Raw genomic sequence first — 19,391 nt, 5'->3', positions numbered from 1 at the left:
GTCAGTCGTCCAGCCAGTCGAGGCGTCGACCGCCCCGCTCGGTCGGCGGCGGGGTGTCCGGCCGGGTGCGGCCGGCGGCGGGCTGACCGTAACCGCTCTGGTCGTAGCCCCGGTCGTCGTAGCCTGCGCGCTGCTGTGGGGGCTCCTGGCCGTAGTTGGCCTGGTCGTACCCACCGGCGGCGGGCTGACCGTAGCCACCCTGGTCGTAGCCCCGGTCGTCGTAGCCTGCGCGCTGCTGCGGGGGCTCCTGGCCGTAGTTGGCCTGGTCGTACCCACCGGCGGCAGGCTGACCGTAGCCGGACTGGTCGTAGCCGCCGGCCTCCTGACCGCCGTACCCCGCGGTCGGCTCGGCAGCCCGACCGCCGTACGGGGCCGGGTCGGACTGGCCGTACCCGTGCCCCTGCTCCGGCTGGTAGACGCCGGTGGCGTACGGATCGGCCGGAGCCGGGTACTGGGTGCTGTCGCCGGTGTAACGGCCGGTCGGTTCGTCGTACCGCTCGCCGTAGGCCGCTCCGCCAGCGGGAGCCGGCGGGTAGGCGGCGGTCCCGGCCGGGGCGGTGTAGTCACGGCTGCCGTAGCCACCGCCGGAGGCCGGAGCGTTGCCGTAGCTGCCACCGGAGGCCGGTCCGGCGCCGTAGCCGGCGCCGGAACCGGGCGCGGCGCCGTAGCCGTCACCGGCCGCGCCAGCGCCGTAGCCGCTTGCAGGAGCGCCGTAGCCGCCGCCAGAGGCGGGGGCGTTGCCATAGCCGCCGGCGCCGTACCCGCCGGGTGCCGGCTCCTCGCCGTAGCCGGCGCCGCCCCAGCTCTGCTGGCCCGCACCGCCGTACGGCTGTGCAGGCGCGGCGTACGGGTCCGGTGGGACGTCATCGACCACTGGGCGGTGCATCATCGTCGGCGCCTCGCTCAGCGCCGCACCGCCGACCATGGTCGGGTCCGCGCCGCCGCCAGGACGGCCGCCGACCACCCGGGTCTGATCGTCGGGGCCACGGAACCCGCCCCGCGCCGGCGGGACGACACCGCCGCCACCACCGGTCGCCGGGTCGTCATCGTCGTCGCCGCTCTCCTTGCGCTTCATCCAGAGCAGCACGATCGTGCCGACACCGGCGGCCACCAGAAGACCACCGAGCAGAATGATCAGGTACGAGCTGAAACCGCCGCCGTCCTCGTTGTTCGCGGCGTTCGCCGGGGCACCGGCGGTGGCCTCCGCGGTGGGCTCCTCTTCGGTGCCCTCCTCGGTCGCCTCCTCGGTGGGGACGGCCTCGGCGGTGGCGGACGGCGTCGCGCTCGGCGTCACCTCGACCTTGATCGCGAGGGTGATCCGTTGGCCGGTGACGGACTGCCCGGCGTTGGCGTTGATGGTCTTCCGGCCAACGACGTTGTCGGAGCTGGCGCCCAGTTCGAGGCGGCCGGGGGCGATCGGGTTGTCGGTGGTGCCGGTGAAGCGGAAGTTGCCGCTGCCGTCGCTGATGGCGTCGTGGCGTTTACCACCGCTGTCCAGCAGCATCACCACGGCGTTCGGCACCGCATCGCCATTGGCCTGTACGACGACCTTGCCGGCGACTGACTTCACGGTCTGGTTCTGCGGCGGTGGCGGCGCTGCCTTGCCCTTGACCGTCAGCGAGAAGGTGGCGGTGCTCGGGCCCGATTCGGCCTCGACGGCCACGGTGACCGTGGCGGTGGCATCGCCCGCGTTGTCGTTGGCAGCGATCCGGACCAGTTGCGCCCTCGGCTGGTTGCTCAGAGCCGGAAAGTTGACGGTCCCGCACCCGCTGGCGCAGCTGACGCCCGACGGCAGCCCGGAGAGGCTGATCTTCGCTTCTCGGTCGCCATCACCGGGAGTGACACGCACCGTGACCGTGGCATCGCTGCCAGCGTTCACGGAGACTGAGTTCGGGGACACCTCGACCGTTGCGGCCATTGCTGGTGTGGCGGGGACGGCGAGCAGAGCGCCGGCGACCAGCGCTACGACCACACCGGCCCGCTGCTTCCAGGCACGTCGGTGTGTTGACACGTCCACCGCCTTCCGGGCTGACTTCCCTCTGACCGGCGGGGCGCCGGGCCGGGGATCATCACGGTTCGAATACGCCGTCGGCAACTATGCCTTGTCCGACTGGCTTGGCGCGACCCAGGGCCAACGTCGGATGCTCGGCCTGCGGGTCGTATCGTCCCGTCGTGTCCTCTCCGCACAGTAAGTCCGCTGCCGTAACGGCGGCGTTGTCGGCGCTCGACGAGGGGCGTACGCCCGAAAGGCCGGTGTTCCGGGAGGCGGTCCGGTCGTTGTTGGCCGTCCTCGCGGAGCGCGCCCCCGGCCGATCGGTGGAGGTGCGCGTCCCACCATACGGGGCCATCCAGTGCGTACCCGGACCTCGACACACCAGGGGAAACCCACCAAACGTGGTCGAGATGGGTCCCGACACCTGGTTGGAACTGGCAACCGGGAGAGTCGGCTGGGCGGAGGCGGTAGCCGAGGGTCGCGTCCAGATGAGCGGTGTTCGGGCGGACCTCTCGGCGTATCTGCCCCTCTAGTTGTCCCGATGTCCCACTCACCGTGACGCTGAGCGCAGAAATCGTGACTATCTGTGTCGACGGCGATTCGCGTACACTGTCAGGCGATGACAGTGGTCCCGGCAGAGGAGTGTGGATCCGTCCGTGATCCCGCCCGGCCGGTCCAGACCAGCATGAGGGAGCGGTAGGTGCCCCGAGGCGACGGCCGGCTGAGCCACGACCTTGACCCCCAACGACCTGGCCCCCAGGATGCCTGTGGCGTCTTCGGCGTCTGGGCCCCCGGCGAAGAGGTTGCCAATCTGACCTACTTCGGCCTCTACGCCCTGCAGCACCGCGGCCAGGAGGCGGCGGGCATCGCGGTGAGCGACGGCTCCGGTGTGGTGGTCTACAAGGACCTTGGCCTGGTGGCCCAGGTCTTCGACGAGCCCACCCTGGCGAGCCTGCGTGGCCACCTGGCGATCGGGCACGCCCGTTACTCGACGACCGGCGCGTCCAACTGGGAGAACGCCCAGCCGACGATCCGGTCGACCACCTCCGGCACGACCATCGCGCTGGCCCACAACGGCAACCTCGTCAACACGGCCGAGCTGGAGAAGGAGGTCGCCGAGCGCGGCCTCGTCGCGGACGGCTCGACCAACGACACCTCTCTGGTGACGATGCTGCTCGCCAGCCGACCGGATCTGTCGGTCGAGGCGGCCGCACTGGAGGTGCTGCCCCAGCTGCGCGGTGCGTTCAGCTTCGTCTTCATGGACGAGGCGACCCTCTATGCGGCGCGCGACCCGCACGGCGTCCGCCCGCTGGTGCTCGGCCGCCTGGAGCGCGGCTGGGTGGTGGCCAGTGAGACCGCCGCACTGGACATCGTCGGTGCCAGCGTGGTGCGTGAGGTCGAGCCGGGCGAGCTGATCGCGATCGACGAGAACGGGCTGCGCTCCACCCGGTTCGCCGCGGCGGAGCCGAAGGGCTGCCTCTTCGAGTACGTCTACATCGCCCGGCCGGATGCCACGATCGCCGGGCGTAACGTCCACGCGGCGCGGGTGCAGATCGGTCGGCAGTTGGCCAAGGAGCACCCGGTCGAGGCCGACCTGGTGATCCCGGTGCCCGAGTCGGGCACCCCGGCCGCGATCGGCTACGCGGAGGCGTCCGGCATCACCTACGGCGCCGGCCTCATGAAGAACACGTACGTGGGGCGCACCTTCATCCAGCCGTCGCAGACCCTGCGTCAGCTCGGCATCCGGCTCAAGCTCAACCCGCTGCGGGAGAACGTCCGGGGCAAGCGGCTGGTGGTCGTGGACGACTCGATCGTGCGCGGCAACACCCAGCGCGCCATCGTGCGGATGCTGCGGGAGGCGGGGGCGCTGGAGGTGCACGTCCGGATCTCCTCCCCGCCGGTCAGCTGGCCGTGCTTCTACGGCATCGACTTCGCCACCCGGGCGGAGCTGCTGGCCAACGGGTTGGACAACGACGGCATCCGGCGCTCCATCGGCGCCGACACGTTGGGTTACGTTTCGCTTCCTGGCCTGATCGCCGCGACCGAGCAGCCGAAGACCCGGCTGTGTCGGGCGTGTTTCGATGGGGAGTACCCGATCGAGCTGCCGGACGGCGACCTGATCGGAAAGCACGTGCTGGAAGGGGTGGGCCGACGGGTCGCCAACTCGGCGCCGGAAGCCCCGCACACCAACGGCTCGTTCGTCGCCACTCCGGGTGGCGTGACCGCAAACCGCCCGTAGCACCAACCGGCGCGGCCCGGCCATCGCCGGCGCGGCACCGAGAACCAAAGGGGAGAACCGTGACGCACGTGTCCGAGCGCAGCGGCGCAGGAAGCAGCCCGACCGGCGCCGGTGGCGACCGCCAGCCCTGGACGGCCGGCGCTGGCCGTCAGGCGCGCAAACGCTCGGTCTCGTACGCCGACGCCGGGGTCTCGATCGACGCGGGCGACCGCGCGGTGGAGATGCTCAAGTCGAAGGTGCGCCAGACCCGCCGCCCTGAGGTGCTGGGTGACCTCGGTGGCTTCGCCGGTCTGTTCCGGCTGGACACGAAGAAGTACAAGAGCCCGATCCTGGCGTCCTCCACCGATGGGGTGGGCACCAAGCTGGTGATCGCTCAGCAGATGGACATCCACGACACGGTCGGCATCGACCTGGTCGCGATGGTCGTGGACGACCTGGTGGCCTGCGGTGCCGAGCCGCTTTTCCTGCTCGACTACATCGCCACCGGCGAGGTCGTGCCGGACAAGGTCGCCGAGATCGGCGCGGGCATCGCCGACGGCTGCCGCTACGCCGGCTGCGCCCTGCTGGGCGGGGAGACCGCCGAGCACCCCGGCGTGCTCCGCCCGGACGAGTACGACATCTCCGCGACCGGTGTCGGCGTGGTCGAGGAGGCCGACATCCTCAGCCCCGACCGGGTCGAGGTGGGCGACGTGGTGATCGCCATGCGCTCCTCCGGTCTGCACTCCAACGGCTATTCGCTGGTCCGGCACGTGCTGTTGGGCGCGGCCCGGATGCGACTGGACATCGTGATCGACGACTTCGGTCGGCAGCGGACCCTGGGTGAGGAGCTGCTCACCCCGACCAAGATCTACGCCAAGGACTGCCTCAAGCTGATCGCCGAGGCCGAGGTGCGCGCGCTGGCCCACGTCACCGGTGGCGGTATCCCCGGCAACCTGGTCCGGGTGCTGCCCGAGAACGTCGACGCGGTGGTCAACCGGTCCACCTGGAAGCCGCAGCCGGTCTTCGACCTGATCCAGACGAAGGGTCGGATCGACGACCAGGACATGGAGTCGACCTTCAACATGGGCGTCGGCATGTTCGCGATCGTCTCGGCCGAGGACGCCGACCGGGCGCTGGCCACGCTGACCGGCCGTGGGGTCGAGGCCTGGCAGGCCGGCGAGATCATCGAAGGCACCGGCAACGTGCAGATGGTTGGTCAGCACACCCGGGGATGATCACGCTCTGGTGATCGTACGGGCACCTGATCAGGGCTTCACCCGAGTGGCCAATGCCGCTTAGCCTGAAGGGCACCCCTCAGGCTAAATGGAGGAGGGCGATGGCTGCTCGGGGACAGTCGTTCAGCGGGATGCGCGGTCTTGCCGCCGTCCCGTCGTACGTCGTCATGCAGCCCACCACCCTCTGCAACCTCGACTGCGCGTACTGCTATCTGCCGTTCCGTGCGGCCGACCGGCGGATGCCGGTGGCAGTGGCCGAGGCGGTGGCGGCAGCGGTCAACCCCTGGGCGGCGGCTGGCCGGTTCTCCGTGGTGTGGCATGGCGGCGAGCCGTTGGCGGCCGGCCGGGAGCACCTGGCCGACCTGATCGCGCCGTTCGGGCCTGAGGTCGAGCACCACGTGCAGACCAACGCCACCCTGATCGACGACGACTGGTGCGACTTCTTCGCCCGGCACGAGATGCGGGTGAGCGTGAGCGTGGACGGGCCCCGGGCGCGCAACGGCGACCGGGTCAACCGGGGCGGCCAGCCGGCGTACGACCGGATCCTGCGCGGCGTCACCGTGCTGCGCCGTCGGGGCCTGCCCTTCTCCGCGCTGGCCGTGGTGTCCCGGCCGGAGTCGGGGCTCGCCACCGAGCTGTACGACTACTTCCTTGAGCTTGGCTGCGACGTGTTGGGCATCAACATCGAGGAGACCGAGGGGGTCAACACCCGCGACAACCGCCACGACTCGTCGGCGGTGACCGCGTTCTGGGCGGAGTTGGTCGCGGCGTGGCGCCGTGAGCCGCGGATTCACCTACGCGAGATCGAGTGGTCGCTGCGCTACGCCGCGGCGGTGCTCGACAACTCGGCGGACGGGGTGCTGCCCCGCCAACTGGACCCGATCCCGACGATCGGACACGACGGCTCGGTGACCGTGCTCTCCCCGGAGCTGGCGGGCTTCACCGACCCTCGCTACGGCGACTTCAGCAGCGGCAACGTGCTGACGACCCCACTGGCGGAGATCCTGACCGGTGCGGCGGCGACGCCGTGGGTGGGTGAGTTTCTGGCTGGGGTGGAGGCGTGCCGGGCGTCCTGCCCGTACTTCGGCTTCTGCGGCGGTGGCCATGCGGCCAACCGCTACTTCGAGCTGGGGCGTTTTGACGGTACGGAGACCGAGCACTGCCGCAACAGCAAGATCCGCCTATTGGAGGGAGTGTTGGAGCATGCCCGAGACCACGAGTCACCGGCGGCCTGAGCGCGAAGTGGATGACGGAGTCACCGAGCGGGTGCGGGAGGCGGCTCCCGCGCTCGTCGCGTTGCTGCAGGAGGCCGAGGATGCGCGGCGACTGCGCTCGGAGGTGTCGGGCGGGGACGGCGCCAGCGCGGTCTGCGCCTGGAACCACTTCGAGAACATCCCGACGTTCTACAACTGGAACAATCGCCCGCGCTGAAGATAGCCGGGATCAGGGGCCTGTCGAGCGGCCAGAGTGTCTCCGGTCGCGCCAGGCCCCTGATCGTCGGCACCTGTATCGGTACCAGACGTGCGTGAGCACGCGGGGATCACCGCGTGCTCAACTGCATCGAGGGGTCAGCGGGTCGGACGAACCCAGGGATCCGGGTCGTCGTCCGCGTGATCCTCATCATCGTCGACGAACTCTTTGGAGTCGTCGTCGAAGTGGTGCTCAGACTTTCCAGCACCACCCAGTTCCCGCTGCAAGGCAGTGAGGTCGGTGTTCGGGGAGTGGTACTTCAACTCCCGGGCCACCTTTGTCTGCTTGGCCTTAGCACGGCCGCGCCCCATGGCTCGACCCCCTCGCACAGAATGCGGGGCAGCCCGAAGGCGGGCCCCGATGACGTCAGGCATCTCTCGTGGCTCTTACGGTACATGGGGATGCCACCGTTCGGCACCTCGGGTTACCGTCAGCCGGCTCTGCGCGTCGCGTCGATCCGGCCGTCACCCAGTGTACCGGGTAAGGAGCGGAACGGTTAGCGCCCGTGACACCGGACAAACTGCATCAAACTTGACCCGGCCTCAGCTTACCGAGCCAGGCCGGCACAGGAGGCCCGGAGGCGGATCCCGTCGATCCGCCTCCGGAAACGCTCAGCGCAGGTGGATCGCGCGCAGACGGCCGACATCCGCCATCCGCCGCTCCGCCAGCCGGTCCGCGGCCACCGCCGGCGGTACGCCCTCGGTGTCGGCCAGGCGCAGGATCTCGCGGGTGGTGTCGTAGATCCGGGTCGCCCGCAGCTTCGCCCGGTCGAAGTTGAAGCCCTCGATCTCGTCGGCCACCTGGATCACACCACCGGCATTGACCACGTAGTCCGGGGTGTAGAGGATGCCCCGGTCGGCCAGCAGCTTCTCGATGCCCGGGTGGGCGAGCTGGTTGTTCGCCGCACCGGTCACCACCTTCGCGCGCAGCGCCGGCACGGTGTCGTCGTTCAGCGCGCCGCCGAGCGCGCACGGGGCGTACACGTCGATGTCCGCGGCGATCAGCGCGCTGGCGTCGTCCACCAGGGTGACCTCGGGGTGGTTGGCGCGCGCCCAGGCCAGCGCCTTCGGGTTGACGTCGGTGGCGACCACCTCGGCGCCATCCTCCAGCAGATGCCCGGTGAGGTACTTGCCGACCTTGCCCAGGCCGGCCACACCGACCCGCCGGCCCCGCAGGCTCGGGGTGCCCCACGTGTGCTCGGCGGCGGCCCGCATGCCCTGGAAGACACCCCAGGCGGTCAGGATCGACGAGTCGCCGGCGCCGCCGTGCTCCACGCTGCGGCCGGTCACGTACCGGGTCTCGCGGGCCACGACGTCCATGTCCGCCACGTACGTGCCGACGTCGCAGGCGGTGTAGTAGCGACCGCCCAGCGACTCCACGAAGCGACCGTATGCGCGCAGCAACGACTCGCTCTTGATCTGCTCCGGGTCACCCCAGATGACAGCCTTGCCACCGCCCAGGTCCAGCCCGGCGAGCGCGTTCTTGTACGCCATCCCGCGGGACAGGTCGAGCACGTCGGCGAGCGCGTCGTCCTCGCTGGCGTACGGGTAGAAGCGGGTGCCGCCGAGCGCCGGCCCCAGCGCGGTGGAGTAGATCCCGATGATCGCCTTCAGGCCGCTCTGCTTGTCCTGGCAGAACACGACCTGTTCGTGACCGGTCGATACCGGGTCGTCGGTGCTCGCGAATACGCCCATGACTGCTCCTGGAGTGGTGTGCGTCCTTGTGGAACGCGGACCTGGTGGACCCCGGCGGGGATGCTGCCGGTGTGATCGAGCCTAGTATCGGCCGCCGTGCAGGCGCTCGACGCGCCGCCGCCGTCCCACGTGGCGGCGCGCGTGGTCCGGCCGCTGACCGCGTACGGGTGCGGTTCGTGGGAGGATCGCGCCGTGCCGTCGCTCTTCGCTTCTTACCTGCGCGTGTACGAACCGCTGCCCGCCTTCGATCGAGACCGGCAGAGCTATTGGCGCCGCTACGTCTCGGAGGGTCGGGCCGTGGCCCCGGTCGAGGGGCCGGGCCGGCAGCGGACGGCAGTGATCGAGGCACTGGGCGCTGGCTGGACCCGCCTACCGGACCTGCCGGAGGAGGCGTACGTCCTGGAGACGGACGACAGTCTGCTGGTCTGCCCCTGGAATCTGCGGATCCGGGTCGCTGAGGCGGCGCTCAGCGCCCGCGACGGGGTGCCCTCGGTGCTCGCCGACGCCTTCGTGCCGCCGGTGCTCGCCGGGCAGGCCAGGGCGGTGATCGACGATTGGCGCAGCGGCGCCCGGGTGCTGGAGCACGGAGTGCCCAGGGTGCACGAGCAGATCGCCACCTGGGGCGTGCCGCTGCGCTGGTTCGTACTCTTCGACCCCTCCGAGCGGGACCTGGTCACCGCGCCGGACCGACGGGCGTTGCGCTACCGGACGGAGATCTCCAAGGCCCGCCGCCGTTCGTCGCGCGCGCTGTCGGTGCTGCGCAAGTCGGTGGGCGAGGCGCCGATCACCGAAGCGGTGGAGGAGGCGGCCCGCTGGCTGGAGGAGTTCCATCCGCGCTCGGTGGTGGAGCTGGACTACGGCGGCCTGGTCGACCTGCTCTCCGACGAGACCCTCGCTGCGGACGACTCGCCTGAGTTGGTCGCCAGTGGTCTCGCGGGGCTGTCACGCGGTGAGGCCGAGGAGGCGTCGACCGCGTACGACAAGCTGGTGGCCCGATGGCGCGCGGTGCAGTTGCTGGAGCGGTGCAATTAGGGGCATTTCACCCCAGGAGCGCTCCCAAGGCGAGCGGTGCTCGTAGTTGACGCATCACGAACCGTGATCATGAGTCCGAATAAGGTACTTTCTGCCGTGTAAAAGTCGTAAAAATCGGGCATGGTTCATCCGTCCGTCTAGGGACCTTCATCCGTTCGGCCCATGTCGGACATCGGGGACTAGCCGGACCATGGGAGGCGCGTCGGCCGGCGGGACCCCGGCCGATGTCTATACACGTGGAGGAGTGACCGATGGCATCGCGAACGCACGAACCAGAGCCGCTACTCACACCGGCCGAGGTGGCGTCGATGTTCCGTGTCGACCCGAAGACGGTGACCCGGTGGGCCAAGGCTGGCAAGCTCAGTGCCATCCGCACCCTGGGTGGCCACCGTCGGTACCGCGAGTCGGAGGTCAGGGCGCTGTTGCAGGGCCAGATCCCGCAGCAGCGGCAGGGCGACTGAGCGGCAGCATATTTTCCGGTCAGGGGCGGTGGATCTCGATCCGCCGCCCCTTTCCATGTCCCGCCGGGCCCGACGTCAGCCCCGTCTCAGCGCTGTGCCTCGGCCAACGTCACCCGGATACCGACCGTGCCGCCCTCGCCGCGCCGCAGCCGGCTGCCCAGCAGGCTCAGCCGACCGAGCAGGCGGTACTTGTGCTTGAGCAGGTCGCGGACCCGGCCGATGTCACCGTTTTCGTAAAGCGTCGCGTGGGCTGACACCTCCGCCCCGTGTGGCCGGCCCCGCACGTCGCACGGCGCCACGGTCACCTCGCCGTTGCGGCGGATCCGCTTCACCTTGCCCGAGTCGGCCCGGGTCCAGACCGCCAACGCCTCGCCGTCGCGTACCGCCCAAACCGGGGTCGGCACCGCCCGACCGTCCTTGCGGAAGGTCGTGAGCAGGATGTATTTCTCGGCCGACAGCCGGTCCAACGTGGTCACGCCGCCAGGATACGGCTGCTGCGGGCCACTGAGTGGCCGGATAGCGTGAACGTCGTGATGGGCGAGCCTCAAATCGGTGACGTGATCGGTGAACTGCTGCGTGACACGCTCGCCGTGGCCACCGGAGTGGGCCCTCGACCGCTGGTCGGCGGGCGACTGCCTCGGCCGGTCATCGAGATCATCGAACGGGACGACGGTCTGATCAATGGCGCGCCGGCCGCGCACTACCTGGACGGGCCGGCGGACTGGCAGCCGTACGACCACCGGGCCGTGGACCGGGTCCGCGGCGAGACGCTGGACATCGGCACCGGCGCAGGCCGGATCGCGCTGCTGCTCCAGGAGCGCGGCGTACCGGTCACCGGGCTGGACACCTCAGCGGGCGCGCTGGCGGTGAGCCGACGTCGCGGTGTCCGGCGGCTGGTGCACGGCACCGTCGACACGCACGTCGCCGACGGCCAGCGGTACGACACGTTCCTGCTGCTCGGCAACAACCTCGGACTGTTCGAGGGCCGGGAGCGTGCACCCGGGTTCCTGGCGGCGCTCGCCGCGCTGGCCCGACCGGGAGCGCAGATCATCGCGCACGGCACCGACCCGTACGGCACCCGCGACCCGCTGCACACCGGCTACCACGAGCGCAACCGCCGTCGGGGCCGGCTCGGCGGCCAGCTCCGGCTCCGGCTGCGCTACCGGGAGCTGGGCACCGAGTGGTTCGACTACCTGGTCTGCTCGGCGGACGAGTTCGCCGCGTTGGTGCACGGCACCGGGTGGCGGCTGACCGATGTGGACGACCGGGACGCCCCCTACTACCTGGCCACCCTGCGCCTCGCCGACTCACCCTGATATCGGCGGAAGGGCCCCCGATCAACGCCAGGGGCCCTTCCGCAACCCAATTCTCAGACCTGGACGGTCGGGGGAAGCTGCTCGGGCGGGAAACCGCCGTCGCCGTCGACCACCTCGTCCGGGGTGCCGTCCTCGTCGATGTCGACCATGGTGATGTCCACCTTGCCGTCACCGTCGGTGTCGAACTGGAACAGGTCGGCCTTACCGTCGCCGTCGGTGTCCACCACCCACACGTCGGTCTTGCCGTCGTTGTTGGTGTCGGCGCGCAGCAGCTCGACCCGCTCGTCGCCCCGGGTCTCCACGATCTCCCCGCCGGTGACGCTCTCCGGTGCCTGGCTCATGTCGACTGGTTCCTTCCCTCGGTTGACGGGCCGTCATTACCCGATCCCGCGCTCCCCCACGCATGGGGCGGGTCGTGGTGCTGAATAGGGTCGCACCATGAGCGAGCGGAGCGGGCGGAACACCCGGGCCGGTGTGGCGGGAACCCCGCGCGTCGGCGGGTGGGACAGGGAGGCGTGATGAGCGATCGTTTCGTGGTCGTCGGTGCCGGCACGATGGGGCTTGGCATCGCGTACGTGGCGGCCGGAGCCGGGCACGCCGTCGAGTTGGTCGAGGTGGACCCCGAGCGGGGTGCGGCCGCGCTGAACCGGCTCGCCGAGCTGTGGGAGCGGGCGGTGCAGCGCGGGAAGCTGAGTGCCGACGAGGCCGCCGTGAACCGGCAGCGGGTGACGCTGCGCCCAACACTCGCCGAGGTCGCTCCCGCCCCCGAGGTGATCGTGGAGGCGGTGCCGGAGCGACTCGACCTGAAGCGGGCGGTGCTGCGTGACGCCGCAGCGCTGCACCCGGCCCTGCTGGGCAGCAACACCTCCAGCATCGCCATCGGCGAGCTGGCAGCCGGGCTGGACGCGCCCGAGCGCTTCCTCGGCCTGCACTTCTTCAACCCGGTCTGGGCGATGGCGCTGCTGGAGATCGTGGTCGGACCGGCCACCGCCGAGGAGACCACGGCCGCGGCCGTTGCGCTCGCCGGCCGGTTGGGCAAGGACCCCGTCGTCGTACGCGACCTGCCCGGCTTCGCCACCTCCCGGCTCGGGGTCACCCTCGGGCTGGAGGCGATCCGGATGGTCGCCGACGGGGTGGCCAGCCCTGCCGACATCGACAAGGCGATGGTGCTGGGCTACCGGCATCCGATCGGGCCGCTGGAGCTCACCGACCTGGTCGGCCTCGACGTGCGGCTGGACATCGCCCGCACCCTCCAGGCCGCGTACGGGGACCGCTTCGCGCCGCCCCCGCTGCTACTGGAGATGGTGGCCGAGGGGCGGTTGGGCAAGAAGTCGGGGCACGGCTTCTACCGGTGGGACGGCGGTGCGAAGCAGTGAGCGCGAGGAGTGAGCTTGCGAGCCCCGCAGTCGTGAACGGAAGGTGGGCACAGTGACCGGGCTTCGGATCGACGAGCGGCCGGATCGACTGGTCGTCACCCTGGACCGGCCGGAGAAGCGCAACGCCATCGACGCCGACCTGATCACCGAGCTGCACCAGGTCTGCGCCGAGCTGGAGGCGCGCCCCCGGCTGCTGCTGCTCACCGGTGGCGCGGCGGGCATCTTCGCCGGTGGCGCCGATATCGGCCAGCTCCGCGAACGGGGCCGCACGGACGCCCTCGCCGCGATCAACTCCGCCGCCTTCGCCCGGATCCGCGCACTGCCGATGCCGACCGTGGCCGCCGTCGACGGCCCGGCGTTGGGCGGTGGCGCGGAGCTGGCGTACGCCTGCGATCTGCGGGTGTGCACGGCACGGGCGGTCTTCGGCCAGCCGGAGGTGCGGTTGGGCATCCTGGCCGGCGCCGGCGCGACCCACCGGCTGCCCGCGTTGATCGGCGAGGGTCGGGCGAAGGAGTTGCTGTTCACCGGCCGGCGGGTGGACGCCGCAGAGGCGCTGCGGATCGGTCTGGTGAACCGGGTGGTGGACGAGCCCGGCGAGCTGCTGACGGTGGCGCACGGGCTGCTGGACGAGATCGCCCTGGGCTCGCCGCTGGCGGTCCGGCTGACCAAGCTGGCGGTGGACGCGCCCGCCGCCGCGCACCCGCAGCTCGATCTGGTCAGCCAGGCGGTGCTCTTCGAGGACGAGGAGAAGCAGCGGCGGATGACGGATTTCCTGGAACGCCGCCGGACGCGGTGATCCCACGAAACGAACGGCCGCACCGGATGCCGGTGCGGCCGTCGTGGGTCTGCGGTCGTACCTACTGCCGGATCGGCACCCCGGCGTCGGCCAATCCGCGGATCACCTGGGCGGACTCACCGAAGCCGATGATCAGCACGGCGTCCGCACCGAAGTCCTTGATCTCCTTCGCGCCGCCGCTGAAGTCGACCGGGGCTGCCTTGGCATCAGCCGGCGGCTCGTAGTTCATCAGCTTGAGGCGGTCACCGGCGATGCCGGCCTTCTCCAACTCCTCGCGGACGGTGGCCTGGAGGCCCTCGCCGTAGGAGTCCTTGCGGGCGACGATGACGATCTTCTGCGACCCGTCGCGGAGGATCACGTCGGCCAGCGCCCGGCCCTGCAGGCTGTCCGGCGGGGCGGTGCGGAAGTAGAAGCCGTTGTCCTCCACGTCGGTCAGGCCCGCATCGGTGTTGGACGGCGAGAAGAGAATCTTCCCGGCCTGCACCACGTCCGGCAGGACCGCCCGGGAGATGCCCGAGCCGCCGGCACCGATGATCACGCTGACGCTGTCGGTCACGTGCTTGGCCACGGTCGCCTTGGCCACTGCCGGGTTGGTGCCGTCGTCGCCATCCAGCCAGGTCACCGGCTTGCCCAGCGCGCCGCCAGCGGCGTTGACCTCCTTGATCGCCAACGCGGCACCGGCCGCCATCGGCGGGTAGGCGATCGACAGGTCACCGGTCTTCGGCAGCAGGCCGCCCAGGATCAGCGGCTGCTGGTCGGGGTCTCCGCCCGGGCGCTGCTTCTTCGGCTTCGGTGGAGTCTTGGTGCTCGCCGCCGACTCGATGCCAGCCCCGACGAACTCGGTCTTTCCGTCGTTGATCTGCTGCCCGTCGAAGGTCAGCGTGGCGTAGCTCGCGGTGGCCGGCTCACCCTTGTCGGTGAAGCCCGCCCGGGTCAGCGAGACGCCGCGGTACTCGATGTCCTGCCCGTTACGGGCCAGCGCGAGGCAACTCGCCGGGTCCTCGCAGCGCTGCCCGTCGTTGGTCACACCGACGATCTGCTTCGCGATGGCAGCGGGGTCGGTGCTCCCGGCCAACTGGGCGGCGAGCACGGCGATCACCGTCGCGTCGTACGACTCGGCGGAGTACACGAAGTCCGTCAGCGCCGGATCGACGGCCCTCAGTCGGCTCTTGAAGTCCTCGGGCAGCGGTACGAGTGGCGTGGTGCCCTTCATCCCGTCGACGAGACTCGCGCGTTCCTTCAACTCCGCAGGATAGGAGTTGAGCATGTTGCCGTCCGTGCCGTAGAGGCGCACCTGTTGAGTGCTTGCCTCTTCGGCCTTGTCATCCCCGCAAGCGCTTGTGGCGAGCAGGATCGTCGCGCAGGCAGCCAATGAGGCCACCCGCGAGCGGCGTGATACGAGCATGGTCGTCCTTCCTCCGGCGAAGGTCCGCTGCGCACATTAGCGTGCCTAGGCTGACGGCGGGACCGTGGAGGTGGCGTAAAGCGCAGGTAGCTCGCGTTGAACACGGACAGTGATGGTCGCTGAGAGGCCTTGACCGCCCGTCCTACTGTGCGCTGCGTGACGGACCTACCACAGCAGACGTTCGACGACGCGGCCGCCGTGCTCCACTCGGCGCTGAGCGGGGATGGAGACGCGGTGGTGGGAGCATTCGACGCGGTCGTCGACCGGGCCGGCCTGAGCGGCGCGTACGGGGTCGCCTGGTGCCTGGCCGCGACGATGCTCGGTGACGCGCCGGCGGCCAGCGGAGCGGCGCTGGACTTCCCGGGGATCGATCAGGCCGGTTACGACACCCGCTGGGTGGCCCGCTTCGTCAGCGCGTACGCCAACCGGGACGAACCGACAGGGGAGGCCCTGTTCGGCGCCGCGGCGGCCGATGGGCTGCTCCCCGACTGCCTGCTCACGCTCGCGGGCTCGACGATCGCCACCCTGCGCAGCCGCGCCGCGTGACACGCCGCCGGGTCGCGGCGTCCGTCGGGGGGCGGACGCCGCGACCGCGCCGGACACTCAGAACGCGTGGTACGCGATCAGCGGCTCGTACTCGTACCGCAGGTTCTCGAAGCGGACCCGGAAGTTGACCCCGTCCCGGACGTTGGTCGCCACCGTGATCCAGCCCGAGTTGGCCGGTAGGTAGGTCCAGTAGTTACAGGCGCTTGTCTTGTCGACGAAGATCACGCACGCCTCGGTGGCGTACACGCTCGCGTTGCGGACGTTGATGTCGCGGCAGCGGGTCGTGGTGCGGAACTGGCCGGCCTCGCCGCCGTAGCGGCCGGCCGCGAAGTACGACCGGACGGCCCCGCCGTAGCAGGTGGCGAGCGGGGCGAAGACGTTCGTCCCGGGGGTGGTCGGTGCGGCTGGGGCGGCCTGAGCGGCCTGCGTGGGCGTGCCGGCGAAGAGCAGTGCGGTGGCCGTGGCGACGGCGAGCAGGCGAGCGGTCGGGGATGACATGCGTGCCTCCGGAAACAGGTGATTGACCGTCCGTATCGAATTGATCATCCGACCGTGACGATGATACTGATCGATCAATGGCGGCGCGGCCCCTGTTGTGTCCGGCCCATGTGGTAGCTCTGTAGGCATGTCCGAGGCCATGCTCAGCAAGGTTCGCAAGCTGCTGGCCCAGGCCGAGGACCCGGCCTGCACGCCCGCCGAGTCGGCCGCGTTCACCGCCAAGGCGACCGAGTTGATCGCCCGCTACGGCGTCGACCGGGCGCTGCTCGCCGCCCGCGACCCGACCACCGACCCGGTCGGCGACCGGGTGCTGGACATCGTCGCCCCGTACGCCCGCGACAAGGTCGGTCTGCTCGCCGCGGTCGCCGAACCACTGCGCTGCCGCTGCGTACGCCGCCGGCAGGGCAACGGCTTCGCGCTGCACCTGTTCGGCTTCGCCAGTGACCTGGAACGGGTCGACCTGCTCTTCACCTCACTGCTCGTGCAGGCGGCGCACGGCCTGGCCGCCACCGCGGTGCCTGCGGACGACCATCCCGCCGCCTTCCGCCGCTCCTGGTTGGCCGGGTTCGCGCAGGTCATCGGGGGCCGGCTCTGGGCGGCGGAGACAGCGGCGGCCAGCGAGTCGGGCACGGCATCGGTGGAGCTGGTGCTGGCCGACCGGTCCGACCGGGTGCAGCGACGGCTCGTCGAGGAGTACCCGCGGCTGCGCACCGCACCGCCACGGCGGCTGGGCGGCACCGGCTTCGGCTCGGGAGCGGAGGCCGGTCGGCACGCGAACCTGGGCGGTCGGGACCTTGGCGGCTCCGCTGTTGATCGGCGGATCGGCCGCTGATTCGGTGTGGTCGGTCAGGCTGGACTGGTGGGGCGGTGCCGCGACACCGTGGCGACGTAGCGGGTGAGCAGCTCGTGCCAGCCGGCGGTGAGCGCCTTGCGGTATCCCTCGGCAGCCTCGCCGTGCCGGTCGAAGTGCCGGTGCTCCAGCTTGACCGCAGTGCGCTCAGGCCCCTCGGGAAGGAACAGCACCTCGACCTCGCTCGCGCGGGCCGGGTCCGGCACCGGCATCCGGTCCGGGCCGATCTGCCAGACGAAGACCAGTCGGCGCGGCGGGTCCCAGGTGAGCACCCGACCCCAGTCGGCGCGGAAGCCGTACGGGCCGAGTTCGTAGAGCATTCCGCCAGCCCGTGGCTCCATGCCCAGCTCCGCGAGAGCATCGGGGCCGGACCAGGTGTACTCGGCTACCCACCAGTCGGTCAGCTCGTCGGTGAAGACCGCGAACGCGTGCTCGGCGGAGGCGGGGACGAGGAGGCTGCACCGTAAGGAGAACCGGTCGATGTCCTGCCGGATGTTGGCCGGATCGATCATCTCCTGTCCCATAGGCCCGGACCATACCGGCTGATGCCCGGGTGTGCAGCTTCGCGCGGTGCCCGGTTCCGGACAGTGGGTTGCCGAGCTGTTACGGACGGGATGCCCCGCCGGAAAGCGGGTAACCGCGCCGAACGGCCCGGACAGCCGGGCCGGTGTGCAGGCGGGGTGGGAGAGCATGAGCGAGAGCGCGCAGCAGCGAGAGTCGGACAGAAGGGTCGACAGCGGGGATCCTGACGTCCTGCTCGACATTCCGAAGGTCTCCGTCGACTCGATCCGGCTGGCCGTCGACGGCCTGGACGCCGACCTCTCGCTGCGGGCCCGGGTGGCCAATCTGCTTCAAATCGACGCCGGGGTGCGGGTGCACCTCAGCGGCGGCGAGCTGGACCTCAACGGGGTGCACGCCGAGGCGGAGCTGCGGGTGCGGTTGGAGCAGCTGACCAGGATCCTGGGGCGCGCGCTCGACACGCTCGACAACAACCCGCAGATCATCGAGGCCCTCGCTCGGACGGGCGGCACCGCCATCGACGATGTGAACCGCAGCGCGCAGCAGTTGGCCGCGGGGGCCGCGCAGGTCAGGGCCTCGGCGCGGCGCTCCGACGGCGTACTCGACGAACTGGGCCAGAAGGTGGGCGCAGCCGGCGCCGACCGCGCCCGACCAGGTCCCGGCCGACCAGGGTCAGGTTCCGGCGCCGAGAGTTCCGGGCCTCCTGCCGGAGGTCCAGGGCCTGGCGCTGGCGGACCCGGGCCTCGAGCCGGGGGCCCTGGGCCAGGTGACCAGGTACGACCGGAGTCCGGCGGCGCTGAGGGGCCAGCGGGGTCACCGACCGGGCAACCCCGCAACCGACCCGAGTCGCCCGCCCCCGGTCCCAGCACGTCCGGAGATGGTGACGGCGGCGGCGGTCTGCCGGCCGGGGCGCAGGCCGCGGCGCAGAGCGCGGCGCAGCTCGCCGAGCAGGCGGGGGAGACCCTGCGACAGGCCGGGCGCAGCGTGTGGGAGGCGATCCAGGGCGGTATGGCGCAGCACCGCCAGCAGGGGCGCCGAGATCAGTGACGGCCGGCAGGCCATGGACTAGATCAGCGAGCCGAGCCACAGGCCGAACGCGGCCAGCGTGAGGCTCGCGCCGAGGCTGCCCAACACGTTGAAGGCCTCGACGGCGCCGTTCTTACGCAGCAGCCCCATCGTGTGCCACTCCTCGGTGGAGAAGGTGGTGTAGGCGCCGAGGAAACCGACCCCGACGATCGCCGCGAAGTCCTGTGCCCCACCGGTGGCGTTCTTCACGGCATAGCCGGTGACGATGCCGAGCACGAAGGCACCGGAGACATTGATCAAGAAAGTGCTCGCCGGGAAGGCCTGGATGGACCCGCTGACCCGTGCCTTCCACCATGGTTTCACCAGCGCGTCGACCCCGGCGCGGCTCAGCGCCCCGAGCCCGCCGGCCAGGAACACCCCGATGCCCACCCACATCAGCGTCGCCCCTCCGCAGGACGCCCCACTCGGAGTTCTGCGAGGCGGGCGCCGAGAGCGGCGGCGATCACTCCACCGACGATGCTCACGACGAGGTAGATGATGCCCACCCCACTGCGTCGCGCCCCGATCAGTTGATCGGACTCGACGATGAAGTGCGACCACGTGGTGAAGCCGCCGATGAGACCGGTCGAGAGGAACGGTTTGCCCCACGGTCCCGGCAGCCGGTGCGCCGCGAGCAGCGTCATCACGGCCCCGAGGGCGAAGGCACCCACCATGTTGATCATAAAGGTGACCCAGGGGAAGTCCGGTGGCGTGGATGGGGCGAAGCCGAGCCCCAGGACGTACCGCAGGGTGGCGCCGATGCCACCGCCGACGATGATCGCTAGGACTGTCACCCACCCATTTACTCATTGGCTTAGGCCGTAGAGCTCAGGTTGGAAAGGCCTCACCCGTTCGGTCGGGGTGGGCCGCCGTCAGAGAGGGCCGCAGGCCTCGGCAGGTGAGGAAGCCGGCGGAGG

The 19,391-nt window shown here is 70.7% G+C and carries 23 protein-coding genes; 13 read left to right on the top strand and 10 right to left on the bottom strand.

Annotated elements, in window-relative coordinates; translation table 11 throughout:
* Nucleotide 1: 1 nt before the first annotated feature.
* A complete protein-coding gene (locus ABZT18_RS16360) occupies nucleotides 2-2,011 on the bottom strand; it encodes a hypothetical protein (protein ID WP_354992833.1) in 2,010 nt (669 codons plus the stop codon).
* Between the two features lie 161 nt (nucleotides 2,012-2,172).
* On the opposite strand from ABZT18_RS16360, the gene ABZT18_RS16355 reads away from it, so the two are divergent.
* The 5 genes from ABZT18_RS16355 (at nucleotide 2,173) to amcA (ending at nucleotide 6,877) form a co-directional block, all read left to right on the top strand.
* Nucleotides 2,173-2,526: a sterol carrier family protein gene (locus ABZT18_RS16355; RefSeq protein ID WP_354992832.1), complete on the top strand. Its 354-nt coding sequence runs from the start codon at nucleotides 2,173-2,175 to the stop codon at nucleotides 2,524-2,526.
* A gap of 167 nt (nucleotides 2,527-2,693) precedes the next feature.
* Nucleotides 2,694-4,232, top strand: a complete 1,539-nt coding sequence (gene purF, locus ABZT18_RS16350) for an amidophosphoribosyltransferase (protein WP_354992831.1) — start codon at nucleotides 2,694-2,696, stop codon at nucleotides 4,230-4,232.
* 59 nt (nucleotides 4,233-4,291) lie between these two features.
* Nucleotides 4,292-5,446 (top strand): phosphoribosylformylglycinamidine cyclo-ligase, encoded by a 1,155-nt coding sequence (gene purM / locus ABZT18_RS16345; protein ID WP_354992830.1) that lies wholly within the window; start codon nucleotides 4,292-4,294, stop codon nucleotides 5,444-5,446.
* Between the two features lie 131 nt (nucleotides 5,447-5,577).
* Nucleotides 5,578-6,681: a cyclophane-forming radical SAM peptide maturase AmcB gene (amcB, locus tag ABZT18_RS16340; protein ID WP_354993124.1), complete on the top strand. Its 1,104-nt coding sequence runs from the start codon at nucleotides 5,578-5,580 to the stop codon at nucleotides 6,679-6,681.
* Nucleotides 6,650-6,877, top strand: a complete 228-nt coding sequence (gene amcA / locus ABZT18_RS16335) for a multiple cyclophane-containing RiPP AmcA (RefSeq protein ID WP_354992829.1) — start codon at nucleotides 6,650-6,652, stop codon at nucleotides 6,875-6,877. The genes amcB and amcA overlap by 32 nt, the downstream gene beginning before the upstream one ends.
* A gap of 137 nt (nucleotides 6,878-7,014) precedes the next feature.
* Here amcA and ABZT18_RS16330 read toward each other — a convergent pair whose 3' ends face one another.
* Nucleotides 7,015-7,227 (bottom strand): DUF3073 domain-containing protein, encoded by a 213-nt coding sequence (locus ABZT18_RS16330; RefSeq protein ID WP_354992828.1) that lies wholly within the window; start codon nucleotides 7,225-7,227, stop codon nucleotides 7,015-7,017.
* 300 nt (nucleotides 7,228-7,527) lie between these two features.
* Nucleotides 7,528-8,610, bottom strand: coding sequence for a Glu/Leu/Phe/Val dehydrogenase (locus tag ABZT18_RS16325; protein WP_354992827.1), 1,083 nt, complete (start codon nucleotides 8,608-8,610; stop codon nucleotides 7,528-7,530).
* A gap of 192 nt (nucleotides 8,611-8,802) precedes the next feature.
* Here ABZT18_RS16325 and ABZT18_RS16320 point away from each other — a divergent pair, with 192 nt between their 5' ends.
* The gene (locus ABZT18_RS16320; RefSeq protein ID WP_354993123.1) at nucleotides 8,803-9,642 is read left to right on the top strand and encodes a hypothetical protein; all 840 of its coding nucleotides are present in this window, start codon (nucleotides 8,803-8,805) and stop codon (nucleotides 9,640-9,642) included.
* A gap of 251 nt (nucleotides 9,643-9,893) precedes the next feature.
* Complete coding sequence (locus ABZT18_RS16315; protein WP_007073996.1) at nucleotides 9,894-10,103, top strand: BldC family transcriptional regulator; 210 nt, start codon at nucleotides 9,894-9,896, stop codon at nucleotides 10,101-10,103.
* An 86-nt stretch (nucleotides 10,104-10,189) separates the two neighbouring features.
* Here the strand turns inward: ABZT18_RS16315 and ABZT18_RS16310 are convergent, their stop codons facing one another.
* Nucleotides 10,190-10,579, bottom strand: coding sequence for a PPOX class F420-dependent oxidoreductase (locus ABZT18_RS16310; RefSeq protein WP_354992826.1), 390 nt, complete (start codon nucleotides 10,577-10,579; stop codon nucleotides 10,190-10,192).
* A gap of 54 nt (nucleotides 10,580-10,633) precedes the next feature.
* Here ABZT18_RS16310 and ABZT18_RS16305 point away from each other — a divergent pair, with 54 nt between their 5' ends.
* Nucleotides 10,634-11,419 (top strand): class I SAM-dependent methyltransferase, encoded by a 786-nt coding sequence (locus ABZT18_RS16305; RefSeq protein ID WP_354992825.1) that lies wholly within the window; start codon nucleotides 10,634-10,636, stop codon nucleotides 11,417-11,419.
* A gap of 53 nt (nucleotides 11,420-11,472) precedes the next feature.
* Here ABZT18_RS16305 and ABZT18_RS16300 read toward each other — a convergent pair whose 3' ends face one another.
* Nucleotides 11,473-11,760: a hypothetical protein gene (locus ABZT18_RS16300; RefSeq protein ID WP_354992824.1), complete on the bottom strand. Its 288-nt coding sequence runs from the start codon at nucleotides 11,758-11,760 to the stop codon at nucleotides 11,473-11,475.
* A 177-nt stretch (nucleotides 11,761-11,937) separates the two neighbouring features.
* Between ABZT18_RS16300 and ABZT18_RS16295 the strand changes: the two genes are divergently transcribed.
* Together ABZT18_RS16295 and ABZT18_RS16290 are read left to right on the top strand one after the other, a co-directional pair.
* A complete protein-coding gene (locus ABZT18_RS16295; protein ID WP_354992823.1) occupies nucleotides 11,938-12,795 on the top strand; it encodes a 3-hydroxyacyl-CoA dehydrogenase family protein in 858 nt (285 codons plus the stop codon).
* A 52-nt stretch (nucleotides 12,796-12,847) separates the two neighbouring features.
* Entirely contained in the window at nucleotides 12,848-13,591 is a 744-nt protein-coding gene (locus ABZT18_RS16290; protein ID WP_354992822.1) for an enoyl-CoA hydratase/isomerase family protein, read from the top strand.
* A 61-nt stretch (nucleotides 13,592-13,652) separates the two neighbouring features.
* On the opposite strand, the gene ABZT18_RS16285 is transcribed toward ABZT18_RS16290, so the two are convergent.
* Nucleotides 13,653-14,996 carry an ABC transporter substrate-binding protein gene (locus tag ABZT18_RS16285; RefSeq protein ID WP_354992821.1) on the bottom strand — a complete coding sequence of 448 codons (1,344 nt, stop codon included), beginning with the start codon at nucleotides 14,994-14,996 and terminating at the stop codon, nucleotides 13,653-13,655.
* Nucleotides 14,997-15,152: 156 nt separating this feature from the next.
* Between ABZT18_RS16285 and ABZT18_RS16280 the strand changes: the two genes are divergently transcribed.
* Nucleotides 15,153-15,542 (top strand): hypothetical protein, encoded by a 390-nt coding sequence (locus ABZT18_RS16280; RefSeq protein ID WP_354992820.1) that lies wholly within the window; start codon nucleotides 15,153-15,155, stop codon nucleotides 15,540-15,542.
* 57 nt (nucleotides 15,543-15,599) lie between these two features.
* On the opposite strand, the gene ABZT18_RS16275 is transcribed toward ABZT18_RS16280, so the two are convergent.
* Complete coding sequence (locus tag ABZT18_RS16275) at nucleotides 15,600-16,040, bottom strand: hypothetical protein (RefSeq protein WP_354992819.1); 441 nt, start codon at nucleotides 16,038-16,040, stop codon at nucleotides 15,600-15,602.
* Nucleotides 16,041-16,167: 127 nt separating this feature from the next.
* Between ABZT18_RS16275 and ABZT18_RS16270 the strand changes: the two genes are divergently transcribed.
* Complete coding sequence (locus ABZT18_RS16270; RefSeq protein WP_354992818.1) at nucleotides 16,168-16,872, top strand: DUF2786 domain-containing protein; 705 nt, start codon at nucleotides 16,168-16,170, stop codon at nucleotides 16,870-16,872.
* Nucleotides 16,873-16,886: 14 nt separating this feature from the next.
* Here the strand turns inward: ABZT18_RS16270 and ABZT18_RS16265 are convergent, their stop codons facing one another.
* Entirely contained in the window at nucleotides 16,887-17,414 is a 528-nt protein-coding gene (locus ABZT18_RS16265; protein WP_354992817.1) for an SRPBCC family protein, read from the bottom strand.
* A gap of 166 nt (nucleotides 17,415-17,580) precedes the next feature.
* Here ABZT18_RS16265 and ABZT18_RS16260 point away from each other — a divergent pair, with 166 nt between their 5' ends.
* Nucleotides 17,581-18,456: a hypothetical protein gene (locus ABZT18_RS16260; RefSeq protein ID WP_354992816.1), complete on the top strand. Its 876-nt coding sequence runs from the start codon at nucleotides 17,581-17,583 to the stop codon at nucleotides 18,454-18,456.
* A gap of 18 nt (nucleotides 18,457-18,474) precedes the next feature.
* Here the strand turns inward: ABZT18_RS16260 and ABZT18_RS16255 are convergent, their stop codons facing one another.
* Together ABZT18_RS16255 and ABZT18_RS16250 are read right to left on the bottom strand one after the other, a co-directional pair.
* Nucleotides 18,475-18,864 carry a CrcB family protein gene (locus ABZT18_RS16255; RefSeq protein WP_354992815.1) on the bottom strand — a complete coding sequence of 130 codons (390 nt, stop codon included), beginning with the start codon at nucleotides 18,862-18,864 and terminating at the stop codon, nucleotides 18,475-18,477.
* Nucleotides 18,865-18,869: 5 nt separating this feature from the next.
* On the bottom strand, nucleotides 18,870-19,268 hold the full coding sequence (locus ABZT18_RS16250) for a CrcB family protein (RefSeq protein ID WP_354992814.1): 399 nt from the start codon (nucleotides 19,266-19,268) through the stop codon (nucleotides 18,870-18,872).
* Nucleotides 19,269-19,391: the final 123 nt, after the last annotated feature.

Origin of the sequence: Micromonospora sp. NPDC005291, assembly GCF_040607415.1 — a bacterium.
In the GTDB taxonomy this organism is placed as follows: Bacteria; Actinomycetota; Actinomycetes; order Mycobacteriales; family Micromonosporaceae; genus Micromonospora.
The sequence above is the reverse complement of the archived record's forward strand: the minus strand, read 5'-3'. Positions and strand labels throughout refer to the sequence as shown.